Below are 24,754 nucleotides of genomic sequence, written 5' to 3'. Positions count from 1 at the left end.
TTTCAATCAAAAAAAGGGCGCGGAACAGAATTCCGCGCCCTTTTTTAATTTGTCTATCCGTCCTTAGTGCGTAGGCTTGTTGTGGGCCTGGAACAACACGCCTTTTTCGCCGATCAGCACGAAGACGAGGCCGATGAGGGAGACGGCGAAGAAGCCGGCGACCATCGGCAAAGCCGTGCCGTCGAAGGCCTGGCCGATGACGGCGCCGATCAGCGAGCCGCCGACGGTTCCCATGAAACCGATGACGGAGGAGGCCGTACCGGCGACATGGCCGAGCGGCTCCATCGCGAGCGAATTGAAGTTCGAGCCGATCCAGCCGAACTGGAACATGGCAAGCGCGAAGAACACGATGAAGATCGCAAAGGGCATCGGTTCCGGTCCAACCATCTGCACCACCAGCCAGAGGAAGGTGATGGCGATGAAGCCCAGCAGCGATCCGTGCGACAGCTTGCGCATGCCGAACCTGCCGACAAGCTTTGCGTTGATGAAGGACGAGAAGGCCATGAACAGCGCCACGCCCGCAAAGGCCGCCGCAAACCATGCGCCCAGCCCGTAAATGCCCTTGTAGACCTGCTCAGCCGAGTTGATGAAGCCGAACAGCGCACCGAAGATGAAGGTGCTGGAGAGCGTGTAACAGAGCGCGATGCGGTTGGTGAGCACGATCTTGAAGCCGCCAATCACCGAACGGGCGGTGAAGGGGCGGACATCGTCCGGATGCAGGGTTTCCGGCAGGCGGAAATACATCCAGGCTGTCACGACGGCGGCAATTCCCGCCATGAAGGCGAAGATCAGATGCCAGTCACCGAAGAACAGCACGATCTGGCCGGTGCCGGGCGCGATGACCGGCACGACCATGAATACCATCATGATCAGCGACATGACTTCCGCCATCTGGCGGCCGCCATAGATATCACGCACGATCGAGATGGTGATGACGCGTGTCGCCGCCGAGCCGATACCCTGAATGAAGCGCAGAATCAGCAGGCCGGAAAACGACGGCACGAAGACCACCGCGATGGCCGAAACGATGTAGATCGCAAGCCCGACCAGCATCGGTTTTCTACGTCCGAAGCGATCCGAGATCGGCCCGTACAGAAGCTGGGCGATGCCGAAACCGAGGAGATAGGTGGAAATGACGTATTGGCGGTGATTTTCATTCACGACACCAAGCGATGCGCCGATTTCCTGCAGGCCGGGCAGCATGATGTCGATGGCGAGCGCATTCAGTGCCATCAGCATCGCGGCGAGCGCGATAAATTCCGTGCGCCCCATCGAACCGGCGCGCGAAGTGGATTGTGAAAGTTCTGTCACAGGATTGCCCCAAAAAGAACGGCAAAGGCGTTGCATGAAGCAACGCCTGGCATAGTTTTCTGACAATCAGGGTGGGCCGGATGAACCGGCCGAAATCAGGCCGCGCCGCGGACGCTGATACCCTGTTCTTGGAAGTGGCTTTGCAGTTCGCCGGACTGGAACATCTCTTTTACGATGTCACAGCCGCCGAGGAATTCGCCCTTGACATAGAGCTGCGGGATGGTCGGCCAATTGGAATAGTCCTTGATACCCTGACGAATATCGGCATCTGCAAGCACGTTCACGCCCTTGTAGTCGACGCCGAGATAGTCGAGAATCTGTACGACCTGACCGGAAAAACCGCATTGCGGGAATTGCGGGGTGCCCTTCATGAAAAGAACGATGTCGTTGCTCTTCACTTCGCTGTCGATCATATCGTTAATGCCGCTCATGGCCTATTCCTTTCACATGCGGTTCAAGGCCGCTGCTTTGACTTTGTTCCTAAATAACATGTCGCGCCGCGATTTCCACCCGTGAGGCGTAAAAAATGCGCTTATGTTGTAAAGCGCCCCCTGAGCGGAAACCGGTCGACAGCCTCAGCGGCTTTTTTGCTTGCTGCGCGCAGCGGCCGTGCGCTTTTTGCTGACCTGCTTTTGGGCGGGGGTGCGTTTGGTGGCGGCAGATATCGCGCCATCGATCGCGGTTTTCAGCACGGAGTCGACGATGCCGCCTGCGAGGGAAGTATTTGCTCTTGTCCGGCGGCGGGTACGACGGGTGGTGCGCAGGCCGGTCTTGGTGAGGATTTCAGACAGTGCGCTCTTGACGATGCCGTTGAGCAACTGATCGACGATGCCAGACAATTTTCCCTCACCAGTAAATAAATCATATTTCCGTCGTGATTTTTACTATACGTGCATCGCCCACTGTATCAAGCGATCCTTTCGGGTGTCTCCAGCCCCGAAGGTTTATGCATGTCGACCGTCAAGTCACGACTTGTTCTTTATTTCCCCGGCTTCGATCCGCTCGATGCGGCTGCCCATCACCTGCGCTATCAGCGGGCGGCAGCCCTTGCCGGCAAGACGTGGGATGTCGATTATGCGGTCGGCGCGCTGGAGACGACGCCGGCTGGCGAAACATTCACGGTGGAGGCTTCGGCGGGCGACTGGCGGACGCGCTCCACGATCGTTGTCTATGACCATAATGCGGTGATATCGCGCCTGCGGGATGCGCCACTCTGGCGGCAGATCGCGCTGGGCTTTGGGGCCGCAGCCGGCATCGTTGCGGAGGGTGGTGCCGGGCGTTATCTACGCCATGCTTGGCGTTTCGGCCTGTTTTTCATCTTTCCGTTCCTGCTGATGCTGGTGGGCGGCGCGCTTGCTGCGAGTATCGCGCTGTCGCCCTGGCTGTTCGGTTTCCCCCTCTGGCTCTTCGCGATCAGTCTTCCCGCCGCCGCCCTGTTCTTCGTGAAGGGCTTCCTGCCTTTCGCGGAGCGGTTTCATACGCTGCATCTTTACGCCGACTGGCGCTTCGCGCTGGCTGTCGGCCGTGATGAGCCTATTGCCCGCGAATGGATCGAAGAAAAGGCCGCACTCATTCTCAAGGCGCTTGAACAGTCCTCGGAGGAGGTTCTGGTCGTGTCGCACAGCATGGGGGCCAGCCTGGCGCTCGCCGTGATCGGCCGCGTGCTGGAACTGCGGCCAGATGCTCTCAATGGCAGGAATTTGTCCTTTGCGACACTGGGTGGCGCGGCGTTGCAATGTGCGTTGCTTTCGAGCGCAGACAGGCTGCGAAAGAGCATCGGTACGATTGCGCGTCACCCTGAAGTGACATGGTTCGATATTCAGTGCCTGACCGATCCGATCCACCTTTACCGGTGCAACACCGTGGCGCTTACCGGTCATAAGGATGCGCCGCAGCCGAAAATCGTGCCGATCCGCTTCAAGCATTCGCTTTCGCCGGAGCGCTATAAAAAGAACAAGCGCAATTTCCTGCGCATGCACCGGCAATATGTTCTGGGGCCGGATCGCAAGTCCGGTTACGACTTTACCCTGCTGACATCAGGGCCTTTGCCGGCCGCATCCTTTGCCGATCTGGATTCACAGAGCCCGCCGGTTTTGTAAGTGGCGCGGCCATTCCACCGGACATAAAAAGGCCCGCGTGAGGTTGTCACGCGGGCGTTTTCATTCGTGGCTTTCATGCGTTGTCGCAGCCAGGACAGTGAAACCGTCCCGCCGGAGCCGCATTGACCGGTGCGGTCATTCGGGAGCCGAGGTCTGCAGGGCGAGGGCGTGCAGAACACCGCCCATATTGCCCTGTAGCGCGTCATAGACCATCTGGTGCTGCTGCACACGGGTCTTGCCCTTGAACGCATCCGCGACGACTTCCGCCGCGTAATGATCGCCATCACCGGCCAGATCGCGGATCGTGACCTTTGCCCCGGGAATTCCCGCCTTAATCATGTCTTCAATGTCGCCGGGTTTCATGGGCATGATGTTTCTCCTTAGTTCATTCTGCGGCGATCAAAGTTTCGCCGTCCATGAATTGAGGGAACCACGATTCATAGGCCAAGTGCAATTCTTTAATCTCCACGGCCCGCGCCGTGCCCAGCTTTACACTGACGCCACCGGTGACGCCGATTGCGGGGCAGGAAACGCCCGCCACCTTTGCCGCCGCCTGCACCTTTTCGAGATCACTTTTCTTGACGGTCAGGACGTAACGGCCCTGATCTTCGCCATAGAAGGTGAGGACCGGATTGTGGCCTTCAACCGCATCGATCGTTGCGCCGATACCGGAGGAAATCGCCATTTCGGCAACCGCAAGTGCCAGACCGCCCGAGGAGCAATCGTGAACGGCTGTCGCAAGACCATCGATGATGAGCGAACGGACGAAATCGCCGTTTTTCTTTTCAGCAGCCAGATCGACATGCGGTGCCGGGCCATCGATGCGGTTATGGATATCGCGCATGTAAACGGACTGGGCGATGTGGGTGCCTAGACCAGCAGGCGCACCGGCCAGCAGCACCACCTCGTCGGCGGCGGCAAAGCGGATGCGGGCCATGCGGCTCCAATCCTTCAGCAGGCCAACGCCGCCGATGGTGGGTGTGGGCAGGATCGCCTGACCGTTGGTCTCGTTGTAGAGCGACACGTTGCCGGAAACGATCGGGAATTCCAGCACGCGGCAGGCTTCGCCGATGCCCTTGATGGCATGGACGAGCTGGCTCATGATCTCAGGCTTTTCCGGATTGCCGAAGTTCAGGTTGTCGGTGGCCGCCAGCGGCAGGGCGCCGGTTGCGGTGATGTTGCGCCAGCATTCGGCCACGGCCTGCTTGCCGCCTTCGAAGGCATCCGCCTCGACATAACGCGGCGTCACGTCGGAGGAGAAGGCGAGCGCCTTCTTGTCATGGCCTTCGACACGGACCACGCCGGCATCGCCACCCGGAAGCTGCAGGGAGTTGCCCTGGATCAGCGTGTCATATTGCTCATAGACCCAGCGACGCGAGGAGTTGTTGGCCGAACCGAGAAGCGAAACCAGCGCATCGGCAATATCGGCCGAAGGAATGTCGTTTTCCGAAAGCGGCGCCTGAACCTTGGCAGGCGTCCACGGGCGGTCGTATTCCGGAGCCTGATCACCGAGATCCTTGATCGGAAGGTTGGCGACTTCCTCGCCATTGTGCAGCACGCGGAAACGCAGGTCGTCGGTGGTCTTGCCGACGATGGCGAAATCGAGACCCCATTTGACGAAGATCGCCTTGGCGACCTCTTCCTTGGAGGGTTCCAGCACCATGAGCATACGCTCCTGGCTTTCCGACAGCATCATTTCGTAAGCCGTCATGCGCTCCTCGCGCACCGGCACGGCGTTGAGATCGAGTTCGATGCCGAGGTCGCCCTTGGCGCCCATTTCGACCGCCGAGCAGGTGAGACCGGCCGCACCCATGTCCTGAATGGCGATGACGGCGCCGGTCTTCATCAGTTCGAGGCAGGCTTCCAGCAGGCACTTTTCGGTGAAGGGGTCGCCGACCTGAACGGTCGGGCGCTTTTCTTCGATGGATTCGTCGAATTCGGCCGAGGCCATGGTCGCACCGCCGACGCCGTCGCGCCCGGTCTTTGCACCGAGATAGACCACCGGCAGGCCAACACCTTTTGCTTCCGAGAGGAAGATCGCATCGGACTTGGCAAGGCCGGCGGCAAAGGCGTTGACGAGGATGTTGCCGTTATAGCGCGGATCGAACTCCACTTCGCCGCCGACTGTCGGTACGCCGAAGGAGTTGCCGTAACCGCCGACCCCGGCGACGACGCCAGCCACCAGGTGGCGGGTCTTCGGATGGTCCGGCGCGCCGAAACGCAGCGCATTCATGGCTGCGATCGGGCGTGCGCCCATGGTGAAGACGTCACGCAGGATACCGCCGACGCCGGTCGCCGCACCCTGATAGGGCTCGATATAGGACGGATGGTTGTGGCTCTCCATCTTGAAGACGACGCAGTCGCCATCGTCGATATCCACCACACCGGCATTTTCGCCGGGGCCCTGAATGACGCGCGGTCCAGTGGTGGGCAGGGTCTTCAGCCACTTCTTGGAAGACTTGTAGGAGCAGTGCTCGTTCCACATGGCCGAGAAGATGCCAAGCTCGGTAAAGCTCGGCTCCCGTCCGATCAGGTCGAGGATACGCTGGTATTCGTCGGGCTTCAGCCCGTGGGATGCAACGAGTTCCGGGGTGATCTTGATGGAATTTGAGATAGACATAGGTCTCACGCGGTTCGAGCCGAGGAAAGTTTCCGGTTCTTTAGCGCAAGAGGCGCATCCGTGCGACAGGAAAATGCGCCGCTTTGCCGGCAAAACGCTGCTTTCTTGGCTTATTCAGAACTTGTAGCCAACCATAAGTCCCACACGCGTCAACCCGTCATTGGGGCCGTCGCAAAGATTGGCGTGGGACGCATGTTCGATCTGGGTCGAAATATTCCAGTTGTTGTCGAAGCGATATCCGATGGCGGCATATTCATGAAAAAGCGCACGGCAGCCAAATTCGGCACCGGTTTCGCCCAGGCCGTTTCTCAGCCTGCCGTCATGCCACAGGCCGCCAAAACCCAGATCGACGAAAATCTTCGGATTGAGATCGAAGGTCCAGTTCACGCCGCCGTAAATGGTGGTTGCGGCTCCCTCGGTGCCGATTTCCGCACCCAGATGCAGGCGGGGCCGGGCGAGTTTTTCGCCGAAGGTGACGGCCGATGCGCTCGCGAAAGGGTCGAAATAGGCGGTGAAGGCGGGAAATACGCCATTTTCGCCGCCGTCGTCGCGACCGGTCAAAGAGGTGGTGACGCCGAAACGCAATTCATCGAATACCGTGCCATCCGCAGCGGCGGCCGGTGTCATGTCAGTCAACGCGAATGCTGCAACAAGCATTGCCAGAACGAAAGACGCCCTGGCGGATATGGAAACGAATGCTGCCATCGAATCATTCTCCACTCCGAAACAGTATGGAAAGGATGGCAGATTTGTCGGCTCGGTAAATAATTAGTTACTGAATTAGACGCCATGTTGCAGGAAAGACTCGTTCCCGGCGTTGGTCACGCTTCGCTTTCATAGCCGGCCGAACCGTTATCCAGCAAATTGCGCAGGATGCCGAAGGCATGCGTCAGTTCCTCGCGTTTGGGAGGCCCGGAAAAGCTGATGCGGACACGGTGGAAAACCTTCTCCGTGCGCCCGGCCTTGAACTCGTCCTCGTCGTCGATCAGCACGCCTTCCTTCACGGCGGCATTGCGGAAGGTGCCGGATAGCCAGGGTTCGGGCAGCCGCAGCCACATGAAGGCGATATCCGGCAGAGAATTGAATTCCAGCCCGGCAAAGACGCGTCTGGCGATCGCCTCGCGCTGGTTGATTTCGGCAATGCAATCCTTGCGAATGTCATCGGCGTCGCCGCTGTTGACGAGCCGCGCATTCAGTTCGGCCAGCATGAAGGGCAAGCCGCCGGTTATCATCGAATGCGAAATGCGTATCCTCGAGGAGAACTGTGCCGGGCAGGCGACCCAGCCGCCCCGGACGCCGGCGGAAACGGATTTGGACAGGCCGCCGACGACGAAGGTGATATCGGGCGCGAATTCCGCAATGAGCGGGATGGCCTCGCGGGTCATGGCGCCATAGAGATTGTCCTCTACGATCCATACGCCATATCTGCGGGCGATATCGGCGATTGCGCGCCGCCGCTCCTCGGGCAGGGTGGCGCAGGTCGGGTTCTGGCCCGCCGACATCAGGAAGATCATCTTGGGGTGCTGCTGGGCGCAGACGCGCTCGAAATCATCAGGGACAATACCCTTCTCATCCGCCTCAACCAGCGTTACCCGCCGTCCGGCGAGCGCGGCGCTGCGGCTGATATGGGAATAGGTGAGGGGCTCGAAAACGATGCGATCCCCCGGCGCCGTCATCGCCGTTACCACACTCATCACAGCCGCATGGGCGCCGAGCGTCGAAACGATGTTTTCCGGTTTGGGTGACCAGCCATTCTGGGAAAGCCAACGAACGCCCGCCATGCACCAGCTGTCTGGAAGCGTGCGGGTGTAGTTGGTGACTTCGAAAGGATGGTCTCGGGTGACGGCTTCGATGTGTCGCGTAATCAGCGTGCTCTGGCCGACATCGGGTGCAGCGGTGGTGTTCAGGCGAAACTCGGCGCTGGTGTCGACCGAATGCCGTGTACCGCCGAACGCCGCCGCTGCCGGTTCCACGCGCGACGACGGGGCAGGGGTCTTGCGCTCATTGACATAGGTGCCACGCCCGACTTCGCCGCTGACGAGGCCTCGTTCGTGAATAAGGGCATAGGCCCGGCTGATTGTCCCGATCGTCACGCCGAGATCATAGGCGAGATTGCGCTGAGGCGGCAATTTTGAGCCGGCCTGCAGAACGCCATCCGAAATCGCACCTTCGATACTGTCCGCGAGACGAAGGTAAATGGGTCCAATGCCCTCGGTAATGTCAGGAAGCCAATTTGTCATGGTGACAATTTATGCATTGTATCTGTATCCGCGTCAATTGTATTTATTGGCTGCATTAAATGAGACTAAACTAACGGAGACAATAGGTGCAATATGCGCAAGCTAGATCAATACCTTTCGACAGCGGATACACTCTATCCTGACGGCTACGAACGGGAACGCGTGTTCCGCGATGCCGGCGACATGGTCGCACCGGCGCCGTATCCGGCTGAAATCGCTCACACGCTTATTGGTCGCCTGATTGCGGGCTTGTCCTATTGGCACGCGAAACGTCAGGGGCGGTTTGCCCTGCGGGAACTCTCCGATGATCTTCTGGAGGATATCGGCATCACGCGGGACGAGGCCTTGAAGGAGGCCGCGCGGTCGCAGCTTTTCTCCTGGCCGACGCGGCCGCTTTGATTTTCTGCCGGAGAGCGGCGCCTTCTTTCCCCGGTGCCTGAATAGCCATTCGGCAGGCCCGCCACGCCAGTCCCAACCGGCGTCGGCGGGTCTTTTTGTATCTGGGGCTTCAGGGTGTTGGCGAATGGCTCGCTCCAACCGTCGTCATCTTGGGACAAGCCCTCGGATGACGTCGCGTGTGGGAAGAGCCTTGTCGTAATTTTTGCGTGAGCGTGTGAAGGCCGCTAGATCAGCAGCCCTTGCCGCCATTCGCCCAGCGTTTGACGTCGGTTGCGATGCGGCCGGAAAGGGCCTCGTTCATTACGGGTCCGAAAGCGTCGAGCTTTGCCGGGTTGCCTTCGGCCTGAACGACCAGCATCGGGCGCGATTCCGGGCTGTTGCGCGGCACGAGCAGAATGCGCGGCCGGCCGGAGAAGGAGTTGAGTTCGGGCGCCAGGCGATAGGCCTTGAAGGCCGGATCGCCGGATTTGAACCAACAGGCATTGGCACCGAGCGCTACCCGCTCCATAGTCGGCAATGCCGCACGGGATGCGGAGGACGATACCGGTTGCGGCTTTGGCTGGCACGCGGCAAGCGCGGCTGCGGCAAGAAGCAATCCAGCGGCCTTCGGGGCGTGGGAACGGAGCAGGCGGTTCATCGCGTCATCCAAAATAAAGGCCAAAAACTGGAGCCGGGGAAAGTGGCATCGGGAAGAGGGCAGGCGGGTGGCCCGCCCGCTTGTCAGGCTGCGATGACGCCGAGCGCCGAGGCGAAGAGGCCGCGGCCGTCATTGCCGCCATGGGCGGCTTCGATCAGGTTTTCAGGATGCGGCATCATGCCGAGAACATTGCCCTTCGCGTTGATGACGCCGGCAATGTCGTTCATCGAGCCGTTGGGGTTGGTGCCATCGGCATAACGGAACACGACCTGGCCGTTGTCTTCGACGGACTTAAGCTCATCCGTATCGAGGAAATAATTGCCGTCGTGGTGGGCGACGGGGCAACGCAGCACCTGGCCCTTGTCATAGGCGCGGGTGAATTCGGTGTCGTTGTTGACGACTTCGAGCTTCACTTCACGGCAGACGAATTTCAGCGAGGCGTTGCGCATCAGCGCGCCCGGCAGCATGCCCGCTTCGACCAATATCTGGAAGCCGTTGCAGACGCCCAGAACCTTGACGCCCTGTTCAGCCTTTTCGCGGATGGCCTGCATGACCGGCATGCGTGCGGCAATCGCGCCGCAACGCAGGTAGTCACCGTAGGAAAAGCCGCCGGGAATGACGATCAGGTCGACGTCCGGAATGTCTGTTTCCGTCTGCCAGATGGTGACGGGCGCCTTGCCGGAGATTTTCGTGAGCGCCGCGATCATGTCTCGATCGCGGTTGAGGCCGGGAAGTTGGACGACGGCGGATTTCATGGTCGGCGGCTCCTGCGGCTTTTAGAGAATGGCGATAGAGTAGTTTTCGATGACCGTATTGGCCAAGAGTTTTTCACACATCGCCTTCAGGTCGGTCTCGGCCTTGGCCTTGTCGGCGCCTTCCAGTTCCAGATCGAAGACCTTGCCCTGACGGACATGGCCGACGCCACCGAAACCGAGGCTGCCGAGCGCGCCTTCAATTGCCTTGCCCTGCGGATCGAGAACGCCGTTCTTCAGCGTAACAGTCACCCGTGCCTTGATCACCTGATCTTCTCCTGATTTTACCTTGCTAGGCCGATATTATTTCACGAGGCCGATATTACTTTACCAGGACAGGGCCGGTGCCGCGGATCGGTTCGTTTTCATTGATGATGCCGAGGCGGCGCGCCACTTCGGAATAGGCTTCCACAAGCCCGCCCATATCGCGGCGGAACAGGTCCTTGTCCATTTTTTTCTGGGTCTCGATGTCCCAGAGGCGGCAGCTGTCGGGCGAAATCTCGTCGGCGAGGATGATGCGCATCATGTCGCCTTCGAACAGGCGGCCGCATTCGATCTTGAAATCGACGAGCTGGATGCCGACGCCCAGGAACAGGCCGGACAGGAAGTCGTTGACGCGGATGGCGAGCGCCATGATGTCGTCAAGCTCGGCAGGGTTTGCCCAGCCGAAGGCCGTGATGTGCTCTTCGGAGACCATCGGGTCTTCGAGTTCGTCGGACTTGTAATAGAACTCGATGATGGAGCGCGGCAGAACCACGCCTTCATCAATGCCGAGGCGCTTGGACAGCGAGCCGGCGGCGACATTGCGCACGACGATCTCGAGCGGGATCATCTCCACTTCCTTGATCAACTGCTCGCGCATGTTGAGGCGGCGGATGAAGTGCGTCGGAATGCCGATCTTGTTCAGATGCGTGAAGACATATTCGCAAATACGGTTGTTCAGCACACCTTTGCCGTCGATGACTTCATGTTTCTTCTTGTTGAAGGCAGTCGCATCGTCCTTGAAGAACTGGATAAGCGTGCCTGGCTCCGGACCTTCATAGAGGATCTTGGCCTTGCCTTCGTAAATACGGCGGCGACGGTTCATGATGGCAGGTCTCTTGGTTGACGCCGATTCTGGTGGCGTTGCGTTTGTATCTTTGAGCGGTCCCATAAAGGAAAAGAGTGCATTCTACAATGCGGCTCGCATATCTTCCCTTCAATTCTTGTGTCGGGCCGGAGAATGTTGCTCGGCCGGAAAACCGCCGACGTGACCGGCCGGGTGCGATACGGACCTTGCGCGGCCGCAATCGTCAGGGTTCGTTCGCCTTCAGGCGGCTCAGGAACTGGGCGAACACCATGCTGCCTTCGGGCCATGGGCCATGGCCGGACTCGGCGTTGATATGGCCGGACATGCCGGCATCGACCAGCTGCGAACCCCAGGCGGCGGCGATATCGTCGGCATGCTCGTAGGTGCCGAAGGGATCGTTGCGGCTGGCGATGGTGATCGTCGGAAACGGCAGGGGATCGCGCGGATAAGGTCCGAAGGTCATCAGATGTTTCGGGCGGATATCGGGATTGGCGACATCCGGCGGTGCGACCAGCAGCGCGCCTGCAACCTTCTTGCCGATCTCCGGAAGGGCGTGGATCAGGGTCGGCACGCCCAGCGAATGCGCGACGATGACCACGGGCTTGGTCGAGGCGTTGACCTCTTCCACCAGCCGCGCCACCCAATCGTGCTTCACCGGTTTTGTCCATTCCGCCTGCTCGACCCGGCGCGCGGTGGAAAGCTTGCGCTCCCAGCGGGTCTGCCAGTGGTCTGGGCCGGAGTTGGTGTAACCCGGTACGATGAGAATATCTGCTTCTGAAACTTTCATGGGCCCATATCTGTGGTTTCATGCCGTCGCGATCAAGGTCGCGGCGGCATTAACTTAACCAGCCTTGCCTCAGGCCTTGCCGAAGACGCGGGCGAAAATCGTGTCGACATGCTTGGTGTGGTAACCGAGGTCGAATTTTTCGCGGATGACGTCTTCGGGAAGGGCAGCGCGCACTTCCTCGTCGCCCAGCAGTTCCTCAAGGAAATCCGCACCCTGTTCCCAGACCCGCATGGCATTGCGCTGCACCAGACGGTAGGCGTCCTCGCGGGAAACGCCGGCCTGCGTCAGCGCCAGCAGAACGCGCTGCGAATGCACGAGGCCGCGGAACTTGTTCATGTTCTTCAGCATGTTGTCGGGATAGATTACCAGCTTCTCGATAACGCCGGCCAGGCGGTTCAGCGCGAAATCGAGCGTGACTGTCGTGTCGGGACCAATGGCGCGCTCCACGGAGGAGTGGCTGATGTCGCGCTCGTGCCAGAGCGCCACGTTTTCAAGCGCGGGCACCACCGACATGCGCACCAGACGGGCAAGGCCCGTGAGATTTTCGGTCAGAACCGGATTGCGCTTGTGCGGCATGGCCGAAGAACCCTTCTGGCCGGGAGAGAAGAACTCTTCCGCTTCCAGAACCTCGGTGCGCTGCATGTGACGGATTTCGATGGCGACGTTTTCGATCGACGATGCGATGACGCCGAGAACGGCGAAGAACATGGCGTGACGGTCACGCGGGATGACCTGCGTGGAGACCGGCTCCGGTGTCAGGCCGAGCTTTGCGCAGACATGTTCCTCGACGCGGGGATCGATATTGGCAAAGGTTCCGACAGCGCCGGAGATCGCGCCGGTGGCGATTTCGGCGCGCGCATTGACGAGACGCTCGCGGTTACGGTGCATCTCGGCATAAAAGCGCGCGAAGGTGAGGCCCATCGTCGTCGGCTCGGCATGGATGCCGTGGCTGCGACCGATGCGTACCGTGTCCTTGTGTTCGAAGGCGCGCGTCTTGAGAGCCGCAAGCACGCGGTCCATATCGGCAAGCAGCAGGTCGGCGGCGCGGACGAGCTGGATGTTGAGGGTGGTGTCCAGCACGTCGGACGAGGTCATGCCCTGATGGATGAAGCGGCTGTCGGGACCGACGAATTCAGCAAGGTGGGTGAGGAAGGCGATGACATCATGCTTGGTCACGGCCTCGATCTCATCGATGCGGGCGACGTCGAAAGTCGCGCTGCCGCCCTTTTCCCAGATTGTCTGGGCGGCCGATTTCGGGATGACGCCGAGTTCGGCCAGCGCGTCACAGGCATGCGCCTCGATCTCGAACCAGATGCGGAATTTTGTTTCCGGCGACCAGATGGCGACCATTTCCGGCCGGGAGTAACGAGGGATCATGGCAATGACTTTCTTAGTGGAGCTTGGCTTGGTGGAGGAGCTTTGCTGCCCGTTTAGCAAAGTGTTCCGGTAATCTCAATCGACTATGAAGCCCGCGTATCGGCCCGATGCGCATATTCAAAGCGTTGGAGCGGCTTTTATGCATCCGAACGGACGCACGGCGCTCCATGCGCCCGTCTGCATAGGATTACGCCCGCAAGCGCCAGCGGAACGGCGGCTAACGGAAAATAGAGACCGAGGCCGAGAATGCAGAACTGGTAGACCGCGCCGAGCGAGGTGAAGAACTGCTGGAAAAACCAGATGCGGGAAAACGCCGGCGCGTGCCACTGCGCATAAAACATGCGGTACTGGAACGCGAAGAACGCTGCCGTGACTGCAACGGTAAAAAAAGCGATGGCGAGACAGCTTGCCACAAAACGCAGCGGCAGGCCGGCGGAAACCGGAAGGAAGCGCAGCGCGGCCATGGCGAGTGGCCAGCCGAGGAGCCCGCCGCAGAAGAACAGCACCGCGATGCCGGCGGCATGGTCGGTTTCCAGCCGGTTGCGGAGATAGAGGCCGAGGATGGCGGTGGCCGCCGAGATGACGGCCCAGACGAGCGGGGCGAGGAACGAAAACAGCCCTGCCGAGATTGCTTGGCGGAAATTCTGCCTGTCACCGTTCATCTAAGCCCCCACCCAAACGCCCCGTAGTCTTGCTCGCGGCGTATCCGCTTTCGGCTACGGGTCAGGACCTGGCGGCTTCCGACACCGAGCGCAAGAGTGAGACCGTCTTGCGATAGTCCGCAACGCCGTCACCCTTGAAGACGGCCGAGCCGGCCACCAGCGCGTTGGCACCGGCCGCGACGATGGCGCCGGCGGTTTCCGCCGTTACGCCGCCGTCTACTTCAAGCTCGATCGGCCGGTCGCCGATCATCGCTTTTGCCGCCCTGATCTTGTCGAGCATGGCCGGAATGAATTTCTGGCCGCCGAAGCCGGGATTGACGCTCATGATCAGGACGAGATCGACATCATCAAGCACGTTTTCGATGACGGAAAGCGGTGTGGCGGGATTGAGCGTCACACCGGCCTTCCTGCCAAGCGTGCGGATCGTCTGGAGCGAACGATGCAGGTGGGGCCCGGCCTCCGCATGTACAGTGATCCCGTCGCAGCCCGCCTTGGCGAAGGCTTCAAGATAGGGATCGGCGGGGGCAATCATCAGATGGCAGTCGAAAAAGGCATTGCTGTGCGGACGGAGCGCCTTGATGACGTCAGGACCGAAGGAGATGTTGGGCACAAAATGACCGTCCATCACATCGAGATGGATCCAGTCCGCGCCCGCTTCCGTGACATCGGCGACTTCCTGTCCCAGCTTGGCGAAATTGGACGCCAGAATGGACGGTGCTATCCGGATGGGCAGGGACATGGGGCAAACTCCTCTCGACGCGTTGCGTAAGCTGCCTTTAGCACCAAGTATCGGGGTTTGAAACGGCTTGCGGCGCGGTTGCCGGCGGTTTTCGGCCGGGTTTCATTGAATTTTGAGGCGTCCCGGCTTCACCCTATTGTCTTTCGGCCTTGTCCGCCGGTTCGAAGCGCTGGCCGTTCCAGCGCTGCAGCCGATAGGGATTGTCGACAAGTTCATGCGCAGGGCTGAAAGCGAGATCGCCGATCACGGTTTTGAAGGCGGTGCCGCTTGCCAGTATCTCCGGCGCGGGTTTCCCCTGGGATTGTGCCGCTTCGGCGAGCGCCGCGGTCAATTCCGTAGCCGCATAGGCGGGCAGGGTATAGCCTTCCGGTTCGATATTGGCGGCGCGCAATTCTCCAGAGACGGCTTGCGCCGATGGCAGCGTGTCATAGGCCGGACGCGTGATCGCGAGCACGTTCGCCGCAAGTGGCACGGGGTTGTTCGCCGCATTCATGGCGTCGTCGCCCATGATGGTGAGGGGAATGTTTTCGGAGCCGGCGTCTCTCGCCACGATGGCGACGTCGTTGCGTTCCGCGCCGATGAAGACGTGGGTGATACCGGTACGAGCCAGCCGGCGCACAAGCGCCACCTGTTGTTCCTGGCCGGGGCGTATCGTGTCGGCAAAGGTGGGTTTCAGCCCGTTTTCCTCCAACGTCGAGCGAATGCGGTCGACCAGCTCGCGGCTGTAGATCGTGCCGTCATCCACCAGCCCGATGGCATGCCCTTTCCAGTCGCGCAGGATAATTTCCGCAGCCCTGTCCGATTCGGCCTTATCCGAAGCGGCGAGGCGGAAAAGCGGCCAACCGTATTTCAGGGCGTCTTCCATCAGGATCGGCGCGCGGCTGGAAAGCGTGATTGCCGGAATGGCGGCTGCCTTCAGGGGCGGTAGAACGCCCTGAAGCGTTTCAGTGCACAAAAAACCGATTGCCGCACTGACCTTGGCGGCGACGAGGCCATCGGCGATCGCGCCGCCGCTGCCGTCTTCGCAGCTTTCATGGATTTCGACGACGTCCAGCCCGAGCTTGGCGGCGGCGGCCTTCGCACCCTGCCGCACCTGCTGTCCCAGAAGCTCGTAAGGACCGTTCTGAGGAGCAACGATGCCGATCGACGCCGCGCTTGCTGAGCCCGCAAAGGCAAAACCGGCGATAATCGTTAGCAGGCGAAGTGAAAGCATGACGTGATCGAAATCCTGTTGTCCAGGCTTGATGTTTATCGGCAACAACCGGTTTTCCAAAGGAAAAATCACCGGTACCCATCATAATCGCATATCCCGGTTCGCAAGGCGGCGGTTTTGATCGCAAAATGTCCGATTTGAAGCGAAAGGCTACCGAAACACGTTATGGTTGTTGTCATCAGCATAATTGGGCGAGACTATTTTAAGCCGAGACTTATTTTTCAAGGGTCGACAATTTGCGCGTGGCGCCGCGCGAGCGATGAAGTATTTCTCGCGGTGGTCTAGACGACCTTTACTTTATAAAGCTGTAACATGTGGTGCGTATAAGCACAGTTTATGAAGGGCGATTTTTCAAGTTTGCTTTTTATAGTGCACCCCAATAAAATGCACATTTTATTTTCACTCACATAATTTATTGATATTAAAAGGGAATATACATGTTTCCCTGACCATCCTCTGTTTCTTGCCATGTTTTTTTCGCATTTGCGAGAAGATTTGCTTGACGGAAAGTAAATGATTAGCTTAGATATACGTGTTTCAGGGGACGACTGAAATTGGCTCTAAAAGGCCTCGGAAGGTGTTCCGATCATAAGCACTGCCAGACTATATTACACTCTATATTCTATTTTTTTTATTACGTACAAACCGCTTCGGGCAACCGGGGCGGTTTTTTACATGATGCTAATTTGAGCAATTTAAAATTGAATTTGAAAATCCCCGCGCAAAGACATTCCTTCATTATTGCATTTTTTGAAAAGAAATGGTGCGCAAGGAATGCGTCTACCGCAGGCCTGCCTCGTCTTTGACTTGTCTCAAGGCTCTCTGGAAGGTCGCCGGGAAGCCTGAAGCCTTTCGGCAAAGGCAGGCGTCCAGCCGTTATTCGGCTTTACTTCACCAGCGCGGCAAGCGCGTCTTTTGCAAAGGCGGAAAGCGGTTCGGGAAGGGCATCGGGGTCGAACCAGCCGATGTCGGAAAGCGTGTCCGGCTCGGTCAGAGCCGGCTCACCCTGCGTGTTGCGGGTGACGAATATCAGGGAGACCCAATGGTGACGGTCTTCCGGATCGATATATTCGCTGTGACAGAGAAATTCGACCTTGCCGATTGTCAGCCCGGTCTCTTCTTCGGCCTCGCGCCGTGCGGCGGCGAGGGAGGGTTCGAGGTGATCGACCTTGCCGCCCGGAATACTCCAGTACCCGGCTTCCGGCGCTTTCATGCGCCGGCACAAAAGCAGGCGGCCCTCACGTAGTATCGCAAGGCCAACGCCGACGCCCGGAAAATCCAGTCCTGGCTTGATGGTCGGCGTCATGCTTTCCGTTCCTGCGATAGCCTTATTGGGCTCAGGCCTTGGCGTTTGCCACGATCAGCATGAATGCGGGAATGTCGTCGCCGAAACCGACGGGGGTCGGGCCATCGTCATGGTCGCGATAATGGCGGCGGCGGTCGCGGTTGTCGTCATTGGCGTGCTGCGAATTCAGGCTCCGGCTGTTGCGCTCGGAATTGCGCGGGGTCTTTTCCGGTCTGCGTTCTGCCTTCACCTTGTCTTCTCCGTGAGCCGCGATGTCCGTATCCACAGTGGATTGTGCATCCTGATTGATGATTTCTACCGGCGATGCGGGTGCATCGCGACGGTTCCTGTCGCGGCCTCTGCCACTGCGTTCCTTGGTGCCCCGGCGGGGGGAATTGCTCTCAAAGCTTTCCATGGGCGCCGGGAGAGAGGACAGGTCACCGTTCTGCCACTCGATCTTCTCGGTGATCAGCTTTTCGATCGCGTCGAGATATTTCGCATCGCTCTTGGTGACGAGGGTGAAGGCCTTGCCCGAACGGCCCGCACGACCGGTACGGCCGATGCGGTGGACATAGTCTTCGGCATGAATGGGAACATCGAAGTTGAAGACGTGGCTGACATCGGGAATGTCCAGGCCGCGGGCTGCAACGTCGGAGGCGACCAGCAGCGTCAGATTTCCATCGCGGAAGTTCTGCAGCATCGTGGTGCGCGAACGCTGGTCCATGTCTCCATGCAATGCGCCGACGGAGAAGCCGTGACGATCCAGCGAGCGGAACAGCTCGGCGACATCCTTCTTGCGATTGCAGAAGATGATCGCGTTCTTGAGTTCAGCCTCTTCGGCGCGGACCAGATCGCGCAGGACGGCGCGCTTCTCATAGTCCTTGTTGTGCGCAGCGACGATGCGCTGCGTAACCGTCTTTGCCGTGGAGGAGGGCTTGGCAACCTCGATACGCTCGGGGTTCTGAAGGAACCGGTCGGCGAGCTTCTGAATTTCCGGCGGCATGGTGGCCGAGAAGAACAGCGTTTGCCGGGTAAAGGGAATCATTTTCACGATACGCTCGATATCGGGAATGAAGCCCATGTCCAGCATGCGGTCTGCTTCATCAATGACGAGGATTTCCACGCCGCTCATCAGGAGCTTGCCGCGCTCGCAATGGTCGAGAAGACGGCCGGGCGTGCAGATGAGGACATCGGCGCCACGCTCGAGCTTGCGGTCCTGGTCTTCAAACGAAACGCCGCCGATAAGAAGGGCGACGTTCAGCTTGTGATTCTTGCCGTATTTCTCGAAGTTTTCCGCCACCTGTGCCGCAAGTTCGCGGGTCGGCTCGAGGATCAGCGTGCGCGGCATTCTGGCGCGCGCGCGGCCCTTTTCCAGCAAAGTGAGCATCGGCAGAACGAAGGACGCGGTTTTTCCCGTGCCTGTCTGTGCGATACCGCAGATATCACGCTTTTCGAGTGCGGGCGGAATAGCGCCGGCCTGAATGGGTGTCGGCGTCGTGTAGCCGGCATCTGCAATAGCGGAAAGAACTTTTTGGCTCAGGCCAAGATCAGAGAATGTTGTCAAAGGAAGAACTTTTTCCGTTCTGGTTCGGTAAGAACACCTGCGTGCCGCAACGACACTTGCAAAGACTTGGCGCGGGGATATGCCCAAATTGCCGGAAAGTCAAGGAAACAACGGGAAATGCGCGCGATACGCCGGGGGGCGAGCGAGGCTTTTTAGCCTTCGACGCGGTTTCGGGCGATTTATCGTAAAAAGGGCGAAAAAAGCGTTAAAATCGGACCGTCATTTGAGATAGGTTTTAAGCTCCGCCCCGGCGATCAGGAACCTCATCGGATCAACCGGCGTATCGTTGCGGCGCACCTCGTAATGCACGTGCGGACCGGTGGAGCGCCCGGTGCTGCCGGCGCGGCCGATGACGTCACCGGTCTCGACCTTGTCGCCGGCTTTGACCAGAATGGTCGAGAGATGGCCGAAACGTGTCGATACGCCCTGACCGTGATCGATCTCGACCATATTGCCGTAGCCGCCGGAATTTTCCGCAACCGTCACCTTGCCGGCACCTGTCGCCTTGACGTCGGCGCCGGTTTCGGCGCGAAAATCGATGCCGGTATGCAAGGCGGGCCTTCCGAGGAACGGGTCGAGCCGGTTGCCGAATCGGCTGGTGATCGCCCGGCCAGGGGCGGGATTGCCGAAGGGCAGGGCGGTCGCGGTTTCCTTGACGACATCCAGCCGGTTGAGCGCGTTGTCGAGATTGGTCAAAGACATATTGAACGGATCGGTGTCGTTCCGCTGCGGATCCGCATAGGGACCACCGGTACCATCAGTGCCGCTTTCGTCGATTTTCAGGCCCGCCTGCCGGATGATGTCCTGCATCGCGCTTGCCTTGTCCTCGGCGTCGCTGGTCAATCTGGATATCCGGGATATTTGCTGGCGTTCGATATCCTTCAGTGAAAGCGTCACCTTGGAAAACACCCGGTCGGCCCGGTCGGAAGGCGTTTCGCCGCTTTCGGGCACATAGGCTGCCCGCTTGTCCGTTCCGGCCGCTTTTTCCGGCTGCGGTGTCCGGGGAGCCATCAGATTTTCTATGGCGGAGAGGCCGCCCGTCAGATCGGCGCGTTTTTCCGGCGCCATCGCATTAGAGAGAGAAGAGGGGGCCGTCGGGATCGGGGCCGTGGAGGCGGCGACGCCGGAGTTCTCCGCGCGCTCCAGCAACTCGCTCATGCGCCCGTGCCTGGAGGTGAGCGCTGCCTGCTGTTGCAGCAGTTTTTCCACTTTCTTTTCAACCACCTGCTGGTCGAGTAATTGCCGCGAGGTAACGCGGTCCACCTGTGCCCTCAGCGCTGCGATACGGTCTTCGTAGTCATGCTGCATGCGCGTCTGGCGCGCCATGGTCGCGCCGATCAGGTCGTCGCGCAAGATGAGATAGCCGGTGGCGCCGAGATAACCGAGTGAAAAAAGGCCGATCGTGCAGCCGGCAAGAGCCGTCATCCACGGCCGGATCGTCATATGCCGGACCTTGTCGCCGCTCGCCAGAACGAGAACGTGCTGCTGCCGCTTTTTGCCGAATACCCGGTTTTCCGCTGTATCAGTCAAAATCTCTCTCCGGCTGGCCGATTTTTTGCAAAGCACGATGCGTAGATTCAACACCTCAGAGCGTTCTTTGTCCGAATGGACGCACGACGCTCTAAAGGAAATCATAATTCGTTAAGGTTAACGAAGTTTTGCCGGAGGCGGCGTGTTTGGCCGGAAAGCGGTGTCAGCTGTTGCTGACGGCGGAACGAGTTCGGGTTTTTCCGGCCTGCCCGGCGTTCGGGCAGGGGAGGGTCGAGCGGGGAGACGATCTTGAAGGAAGGCGTCACGACGGGCCGTCTTTCAGAGTTTCCTTGCGGCGTCGAGAACGGTTTGCGCGTGGCCCGCGACCTTCACCTTGTTCCAGATCTCCGTGATTTTCCCATCCGGGGCGACGAGGACGGTGGTGCGTTCCACACCCATGTATTTCCGGCCATACATGCTTTTTTCCGTCCAGACGCCGTAGGCTTCCAGAACCTTCTTCTCCTCGTCGGCCGCCAGCATGACGGAGAGCTTGTGTTTTGCTGCAAACTTGTCGTGGCTTTTGACGCTGTCTGGAGAAATGCCGATGACGACCGTGTTGGCGGCCTCGAATTCTCCGCCAAGGGCGCTGAAGTCGATCGCTTCCGCGGTGCAGCCGGATGTATCGTCCTTGGGGTAGAAATAGAGAACGACGGTCTTGCCTTGCAGTTTGGACAATGTCACCGTTCCTTCACCGTTACGGGGCAAAGTAAAGTCAGGAGCCGGGCCGCCAATCGTCAGGTCTGTCATAATCCATCTTTCTTTCGCCGGGATGTTGAGTGAAAGTTGCCACATTCGATATATAGCGAAACCGGCGTCGTCCAGTGTTGCGGCGAAACAACAGCTATTCAGGGGCAAACACGGGCGTATGGCTGAAGTCAGGGGTGAAAAGGTGAAGTTCAGCAAGCGCGATATCATTGCGCTGCATGGTCTTCCTTCGGCGCAGGCTGAAAATCCCATCATCGTGCATTGCCCGGCGCCGCGCTCCATGGTGCGGGCCCTGTGCAAGATTTTCGCTGCTCTTTTCGTGCTGGCCTTCCTGTCGATCGGCGGCATCATCGTCTCCGTCGAGACCGGATCGATCGACAAGGCCCTTTCCAGCCAGGCGCAGCAGGCGCTCGAAAGGGCGCTCGGACCGCATTACAGCGCGCGGATAGGTTCTTCGGCCATAAGGTTCTCGACCGGGCTGCGGCTGGCGCTGGTGGCGGAGGATGTGGATATCATCGAGAAGGAGTCCGGCCAGCATCTGAGCCGGGCGCGGGCGATCGGCATGGCGCTTGACCCGATCGCGCTTCTGACCGGTCGCGTCTCGGTGCAAAGCCTTGAAGCCGACGGGATGGAACTCGATACGGCGTTGCTGCCCAAGGGCAACGGTTTCGATCTATCCAGTATCAAGCTCGACGCCGTGCCGCAGCAATTGCAGGGCGCCTTCGAGCAGCTCGACAAGCTCGCCCAGGCGTTCCTGAGCAGCGGAACCGAGGAAATCGATATTTCCAGCGTTTCCGTTCATCTGCCGCCCGGCGAGCTTGGAAAACCGCGCACCATCGAGGTGCGCGAACTTTCGCTGACCCCCGACCAGCAAGGCGGATATTCGCTCGATGGCGAGACGCTGTTTAACGGCGAAATCGCCAGCGTGTCGCTCAAGACATCGGGGGCTGGCGGGATGATCGACGGCTTTCAGGCCCGGATAGACGGCTTCGATATCGGCCCGTTTCTGGAGAAATACGATCCCCAGGGCAATCTGCATGAAGGGTTGAACGTCAAGTCCGGCATCAGCATCCTCGCCCGCCGCGCCGTTGAAGGGGACGAGCCACGGCTGGAAGTTTCGGTCGGCATGGGCAACGGAACGCTTCTCATCGGCGGCGAGGCTCAGTCCTTTACCGCCGGCACCGTCAATGCGCGCTTCGATTTTCAGAAAAGCACGCTTGTGATCGAGAATTCGCGGATCGACCTCGAGCGGACGGTTATTCCTGTCGCCGGCGAAATCAGGGATACGGACGAGGGTTTCGGTCTTTCGCTGCGGATCGACAATGCGCTCGCGTCGGCGGAAGCTTCCGGCGAGGAACCGGTTCCTTTCAGCCTGAAGGCGGACGGGCAATTCACGGCGGCCACGAGGCAGCTCGAAGTTCCCTCGCTTTATGTTACCGGCCCGCTTGGAGACATGGCGGGGTCGCTGAAAATCCGATTCGGGGAGGGCTCGCCTGAAATCAGCTTTGCCGGGCAGATTCCGAAGATGGAGGCCACGGCGGTCAAGCAGCTCTGGCCGTTCTGGATGGCGCACAAGCCGCGTGACTGGGTCGTGTCCAATCTTTATGGCGGCACCGTTACGAACGGCTCGATTGCGATCTTCATTCCCCAGGGACGGATGTGCGGTCCCGGTTGCCCGCTGGTGCTCGGCGAGAGCGAAATGCAGATCCGCTTCGATATCGACGGTACGCGGCTCAATACCACCGGCGACATTCCGCCGCTGCGCGATGTCGACGCGCATTTCAATCTCGTCGGCGCTCGCATGAACGTCGATCTCAAGAGCGCGACATCCTATTTCCCTTCCAACCGGTCGCTTGCGCTGGAGGGCAGCCAGTTCGTTATCTCCTCCGTCTATGACAAGCCCCTGCTTGGAAATCTCGATTTGAACGTTTCGGGCTCGGCCGATGCCGTGGCGGAGCTTGCGACGCTGAAGCCCATCAATGCGCTCAAGGATACGCAGTTCAAACCGGAGGACTTCACCGGTGACGTGAAGGCGAATGCGAAGCTTACCGTCGGCATGCTCTCCAGCCAAAATCCGCCACCGCCGGTATGGACGGCTGATCTCGATCTGACGAACCTGTCGCTGACAAAGCCATTCTCCGGCCGTAAGGTGACCGCGCTCGACGGTTTTATGGCAATCAACGACCGGCAACTCCGGCTTGAGGGCAAGGGCCGGGTGGATGACGTGCCGATGGACATCCAGATGACGGAGCCTGTGCGCAAGAACAGCGATGTTGCTCCGACGCTGTCGCTGAAGGCGACCCTTACCGAGACGCAGGTCGCCAAGCTCGCGCCGGAACTGTCCACCGTTCTGGGCGGTACGACGGTTGTGGAAATCAATGGCGCGGATATGAAACATCAGGCTATCCGGCTCGATCTGGCGAAGGCGTCGATCGTTCTGCCGGGACTTGGCTGGAGCAAGGGCATCGGTATTCCGGCAAAAGCCGCCTTTACACTGGAAACCGGCGATGGCAGCCGCACGACGATCAGCGATTTTTCCCTCACCGGCGATGGCTTCGGCGCTGCCGGCGATATTACCTTCAGCAAGAATGGGCTGATTTCGGCCGATCTCAGCCGCATGCAATTGTCGCCATCCGACAATTACGCCGTCGCGGTCGCCGCCACGAAAAATGGATATACCATCAACGCTTCCGGGAAATCGGCCGACCTTCGGCCTCTCCTGTCGAAGCTTCGCAGCCCTGCGGGGGGAGGCGACGGGACATCGCGTTCGCAGCCTTCCCTTGCCATCAAGGCGCAACTCGACAAGGTCTACGGTTTCAACGACGAAGTCCTTTCCAATGTCAGCGCCGATGTCAGCGTGCGCGAAGGCAAGGTCCGCTCGGTTGATTTTCGCGGCGTCACCGGCAATGGGCAGGCGGTGGTTGCGCAGACGACCAATCGCGGCGCGACGGGAACCGTTACCCTGACAAGCAGCGACGCCGGTTCTCTCGCCCGTTTCGCCAATATCTACACCCGCATTCGTGGCGGCCTTCTCAATCTTGCCTTGACGACCGCCAATGGCAGCGACTGGAGCGGCTCGCTCGACCTGCGCAATTTCGCCGTCGTCAACGAGGCGAAACTTCAGGATATCGTCACCACGCCGACGGGTGATGACGGCAGGAGCCTCAACAATGCTGTTCGCCGCAATATCGATGTCAGTTCGGAGAAATTCCAGCGCGGTTTTGCCCGTCTCGTTTACGTCAACGGCTCGGTTGCGGTGGAAAACGGGGTGGTGCGCGGCGAACAGATCGGCGCGACGTTCCAGGGCCTCCTGAAAGACCAGAGCGGCCGCATGGACATGACCGGCACCTTCATGCCCGCCTACGGGCTGAACCGGTTGTTCGGCGAGTTGCCCTTCATCGGCATCTTCCTCGGCAACGGCCGCGATCGCGGATTGCTCGGCATCACCTTCAAGCTTTCCGGCCAGACGGACCAGCCGAAGCTGACGATAAACCCGCTGTCGCTGATCGCGCCTGGTGTCTTCCGGCAGATTTTCGAGTTTCAGTGAATGGAGCGCCGTAAAGCTTGGCGCAAGCGGATGTTTGGCGAGAACGGGTGCATTCGCACTCCGTCACCCCGGACCTGATCCGGGGCCCAGTGCGATCAAGTCCTTGATCGCACTAGAGTCTTCTCACGGGGCAGATGCGCCGTGGCTGGATGCCGGATCTAGTCCGGCATGACGGAAGTGAGGGCTTTATCGACGCGTCGAGGACCGCTTTCGCAGTC

General features: G+C 59.6%; 23 protein-coding genes. 3 read left to right on the top strand and 20 right to left on the bottom strand.

Annotated features, from left to right (window positions below; translation table 11 throughout):
- Positions 1 to 63 precede the first annotated feature (63 nt).
- From QSK43_RS04570 to QSK43_RS04560, 3 genes are all read right to left on the bottom strand, one after another.
- The gene (locus QSK43_RS04570) at positions 64 to 1,272 is read right to left on the bottom strand and encodes a multidrug effflux MFS transporter (protein ID WP_332302633.1); all 1,209 of its coding nucleotides are present in this window, start codon (positions 1,270 to 1,272) and stop codon (positions 64 to 66) included.
- A 134-nt stretch (positions 1,273 to 1,406) separates the two neighbouring features.
- Entirely contained in the window at positions 1,407 to 1,742 is a 336-nt protein-coding gene (gene grxD, locus QSK43_RS04565; protein ID WP_332302466.1) for a Grx4 family monothiol glutaredoxin, read from the bottom strand.
- A gap of 144 nt (positions 1,743 to 1,886) precedes the next feature.
- Positions 1,887 to 2,150, bottom strand: a complete 264-nt coding sequence (locus tag QSK43_RS04560; RefSeq protein ID WP_332302465.1) for a hypothetical protein — start codon at positions 2,148 to 2,150, stop codon at positions 1,887 to 1,889.
- Positions 2,151 to 2,261: 111 nt separating this feature from the next.
- Between QSK43_RS04560 and QSK43_RS04555 the strand changes: the two genes are divergently transcribed.
- Positions 2,262 to 3,410 (top strand): hypothetical protein, encoded by a 1,149-nt coding sequence (locus QSK43_RS04555; RefSeq protein ID WP_332302464.1) that lies wholly within the window; start codon positions 2,262 to 2,264, stop codon positions 3,408 to 3,410.
- 135 nt (positions 3,411 to 3,545) lie between these two features.
- Here the strand turns inward: QSK43_RS04555 and QSK43_RS04550 are convergent, their stop codons facing one another.
- From QSK43_RS04550 to QSK43_RS04535, 4 genes are all read right to left on the bottom strand, one after another.
- Positions 3,546 to 3,779: a BolA/IbaG family iron-sulfur metabolism protein gene (locus QSK43_RS04550; RefSeq protein ID WP_045023086.1), complete on the bottom strand. Its 234-nt coding sequence runs from the start codon at positions 3,777 to 3,779 to the stop codon at positions 3,546 to 3,548.
- Positions 3,780 to 3,795: 16 nt separating this feature from the next.
- Positions 3,796 to 6,030 carry a phosphoribosylformylglycinamidine synthase subunit PurL gene (gene purL, locus QSK43_RS04545; RefSeq protein ID WP_045022779.1) on the bottom strand — a complete coding sequence of 745 codons (2,235 nt, stop codon included), beginning with the start codon at positions 6,028 to 6,030 and terminating at the stop codon, positions 3,796 to 3,798.
- Positions 6,031 to 6,144: 114 nt separating this feature from the next.
- Complete coding sequence (locus tag QSK43_RS04540) at positions 6,145 to 6,735, bottom strand: acyloxyacyl hydrolase (RefSeq protein WP_332302463.1); 591 nt, start codon at positions 6,733 to 6,735, stop codon at positions 6,145 to 6,147.
- A gap of 116 nt (positions 6,736 to 6,851) precedes the next feature.
- The gene (locus QSK43_RS04535; protein ID WP_332302462.1) at positions 6,852 to 8,270 is read right to left on the bottom strand and encodes an aminotransferase-like domain-containing protein; all 1,419 of its coding nucleotides are present in this window, start codon (positions 8,268 to 8,270) and stop codon (positions 6,852 to 6,854) included.
- Positions 8,271 to 8,363: 93 nt separating this feature from the next.
- Here QSK43_RS04535 and QSK43_RS04530 point away from each other — a divergent pair, with 93 nt between their 5' ends.
- Positions 8,364 to 8,669 (top strand): DUF1127 domain-containing protein, encoded by a 306-nt coding sequence (locus QSK43_RS04530; protein WP_332302461.1) that lies wholly within the window; start codon positions 8,364 to 8,366, stop codon positions 8,667 to 8,669.
- A 229-nt stretch (positions 8,670 to 8,898) separates the two neighbouring features.
- On the opposite strand, the gene QSK43_RS04525 is transcribed toward QSK43_RS04530, so the two are convergent.
- From QSK43_RS04525 to QSK43_RS04465, 13 genes are all read right to left on the bottom strand, one after another.
- Positions 8,899 to 9,306, bottom strand: coding sequence for a hypothetical protein (locus QSK43_RS04525; protein WP_332302460.1), 408 nt, complete (start codon positions 9,304 to 9,306; stop codon positions 8,899 to 8,901).
- Between the two features lie 83 nt (positions 9,307 to 9,389).
- Complete coding sequence (gene purQ / locus QSK43_RS04520; protein WP_045022766.1) at positions 9,390 to 10,061, bottom strand: phosphoribosylformylglycinamidine synthase subunit PurQ; 672 nt, start codon at positions 10,059 to 10,061, stop codon at positions 9,390 to 9,392.
- 21 nt (positions 10,062 to 10,082) lie between these two features.
- Entirely contained in the window at positions 10,083 to 10,325 is a 243-nt protein-coding gene (gene purS, locus QSK43_RS04515) for a phosphoribosylformylglycinamidine synthase subunit PurS (protein WP_003495372.1), read from the bottom strand.
- 55 nt (positions 10,326 to 10,380) lie between these two features.
- Positions 10,381 to 11,145, bottom strand: coding sequence for a phosphoribosylaminoimidazolesuccinocarboxamide synthase (gene purC, locus QSK43_RS04510; RefSeq protein ID WP_003516002.1), 765 nt, complete (start codon positions 11,143 to 11,145; stop codon positions 10,381 to 10,383).
- A gap of 205 nt (positions 11,146 to 11,350) precedes the next feature.
- Positions 11,351 to 11,914 carry an RBBP9/YdeN family alpha/beta hydrolase gene (locus QSK43_RS04505; protein WP_332302459.1) on the bottom strand — a complete coding sequence of 188 codons (564 nt, stop codon included), beginning with the start codon at positions 11,912 to 11,914 and terminating at the stop codon, positions 11,351 to 11,353.
- A gap of 69 nt (positions 11,915 to 11,983) precedes the next feature.
- A complete protein-coding gene (purB, locus tag QSK43_RS04500) occupies positions 11,984 to 13,291 on the bottom strand; it encodes an adenylosuccinate lyase (protein ID WP_045022761.1) in 1,308 nt (435 codons plus the stop codon).
- A 137-nt stretch (positions 13,292 to 13,428) separates the two neighbouring features.
- The gene (locus tag QSK43_RS04495) at positions 13,429 to 13,953 is read right to left on the bottom strand and encodes a hypothetical protein (protein ID WP_045022760.1); all 525 of its coding nucleotides are present in this window, start codon (positions 13,951 to 13,953) and stop codon (positions 13,429 to 13,431) included.
- Positions 13,954 to 14,014: 61 nt separating this feature from the next.
- Positions 14,015 to 14,692, bottom strand: coding sequence for a ribulose-phosphate 3-epimerase (rpe, locus tag QSK43_RS04490; protein ID WP_045022759.1), 678 nt, complete (start codon positions 14,690 to 14,692; stop codon positions 14,015 to 14,017).
- A 133-nt stretch (positions 14,693 to 14,825) separates the two neighbouring features.
- Positions 14,826 to 15,953: an ABC transporter substrate-binding protein gene (locus QSK43_RS04485; RefSeq protein ID WP_332302458.1), complete on the bottom strand. Its 1,128-nt coding sequence runs from the start codon at positions 15,951 to 15,953 to the stop codon at positions 14,826 to 14,828.
- Between the two features lie 838 nt (positions 15,954 to 16,791).
- Entirely contained in the window at positions 16,792 to 17,211 is a 420-nt protein-coding gene (locus QSK43_RS04480; protein ID WP_332302457.1) for an NUDIX domain-containing protein, read from the bottom strand.
- 31 nt (positions 17,212 to 17,242) lie between these two features.
- A complete protein-coding gene (locus QSK43_RS04475; RefSeq protein ID WP_045022757.1) occupies positions 17,243 to 18,754 on the bottom strand; it encodes a DEAD/DEAH box helicase in 1,512 nt (503 codons plus the stop codon).
- 219 nt (positions 18,755 to 18,973) lie between these two features.
- On the bottom strand, positions 18,974 to 20,284 hold the full coding sequence (locus QSK43_RS04470) for a M23 family metallopeptidase (RefSeq protein ID WP_332302456.1): 1,311 nt from the start codon (positions 20,282 to 20,284) through the stop codon (positions 18,974 to 18,976).
- A 279-nt stretch (positions 20,285 to 20,563) separates the two neighbouring features.
- Positions 20,564 to 21,031, bottom strand: coding sequence for a peroxiredoxin (locus tag QSK43_RS04465; RefSeq protein WP_332302455.1), 468 nt, complete (start codon positions 21,029 to 21,031; stop codon positions 20,564 to 20,566).
- Between the two features lie 118 nt (positions 21,032 to 21,149).
- Here QSK43_RS04465 and QSK43_RS04460 point away from each other — a divergent pair, with 118 nt between their 5' ends.
- Positions 21,150 to 24,536: a YhdP family protein gene (locus QSK43_RS04460; protein ID WP_332302454.1), complete on the top strand. Its 3,387-nt coding sequence runs from the start codon at positions 21,150 to 21,152 to the stop codon at positions 24,534 to 24,536.
- The last annotated feature ends 218 nt before the right edge of the window (positions 24,537 to 24,754 follow it).

Origin of the sequence: Rhizobium sp. GR12, from assembly GCF_036596185.1 — a bacterium.
Lineage (GTDB): Bacteria > Pseudomonadota > Alphaproteobacteria > Rhizobiales > Rhizobiaceae > Agrobacterium > Agrobacterium nepotum.
Note: the sequence above shows the minus strand (reverse complement) of the source record. Positions and strands in the feature narration are given on the sequence as shown.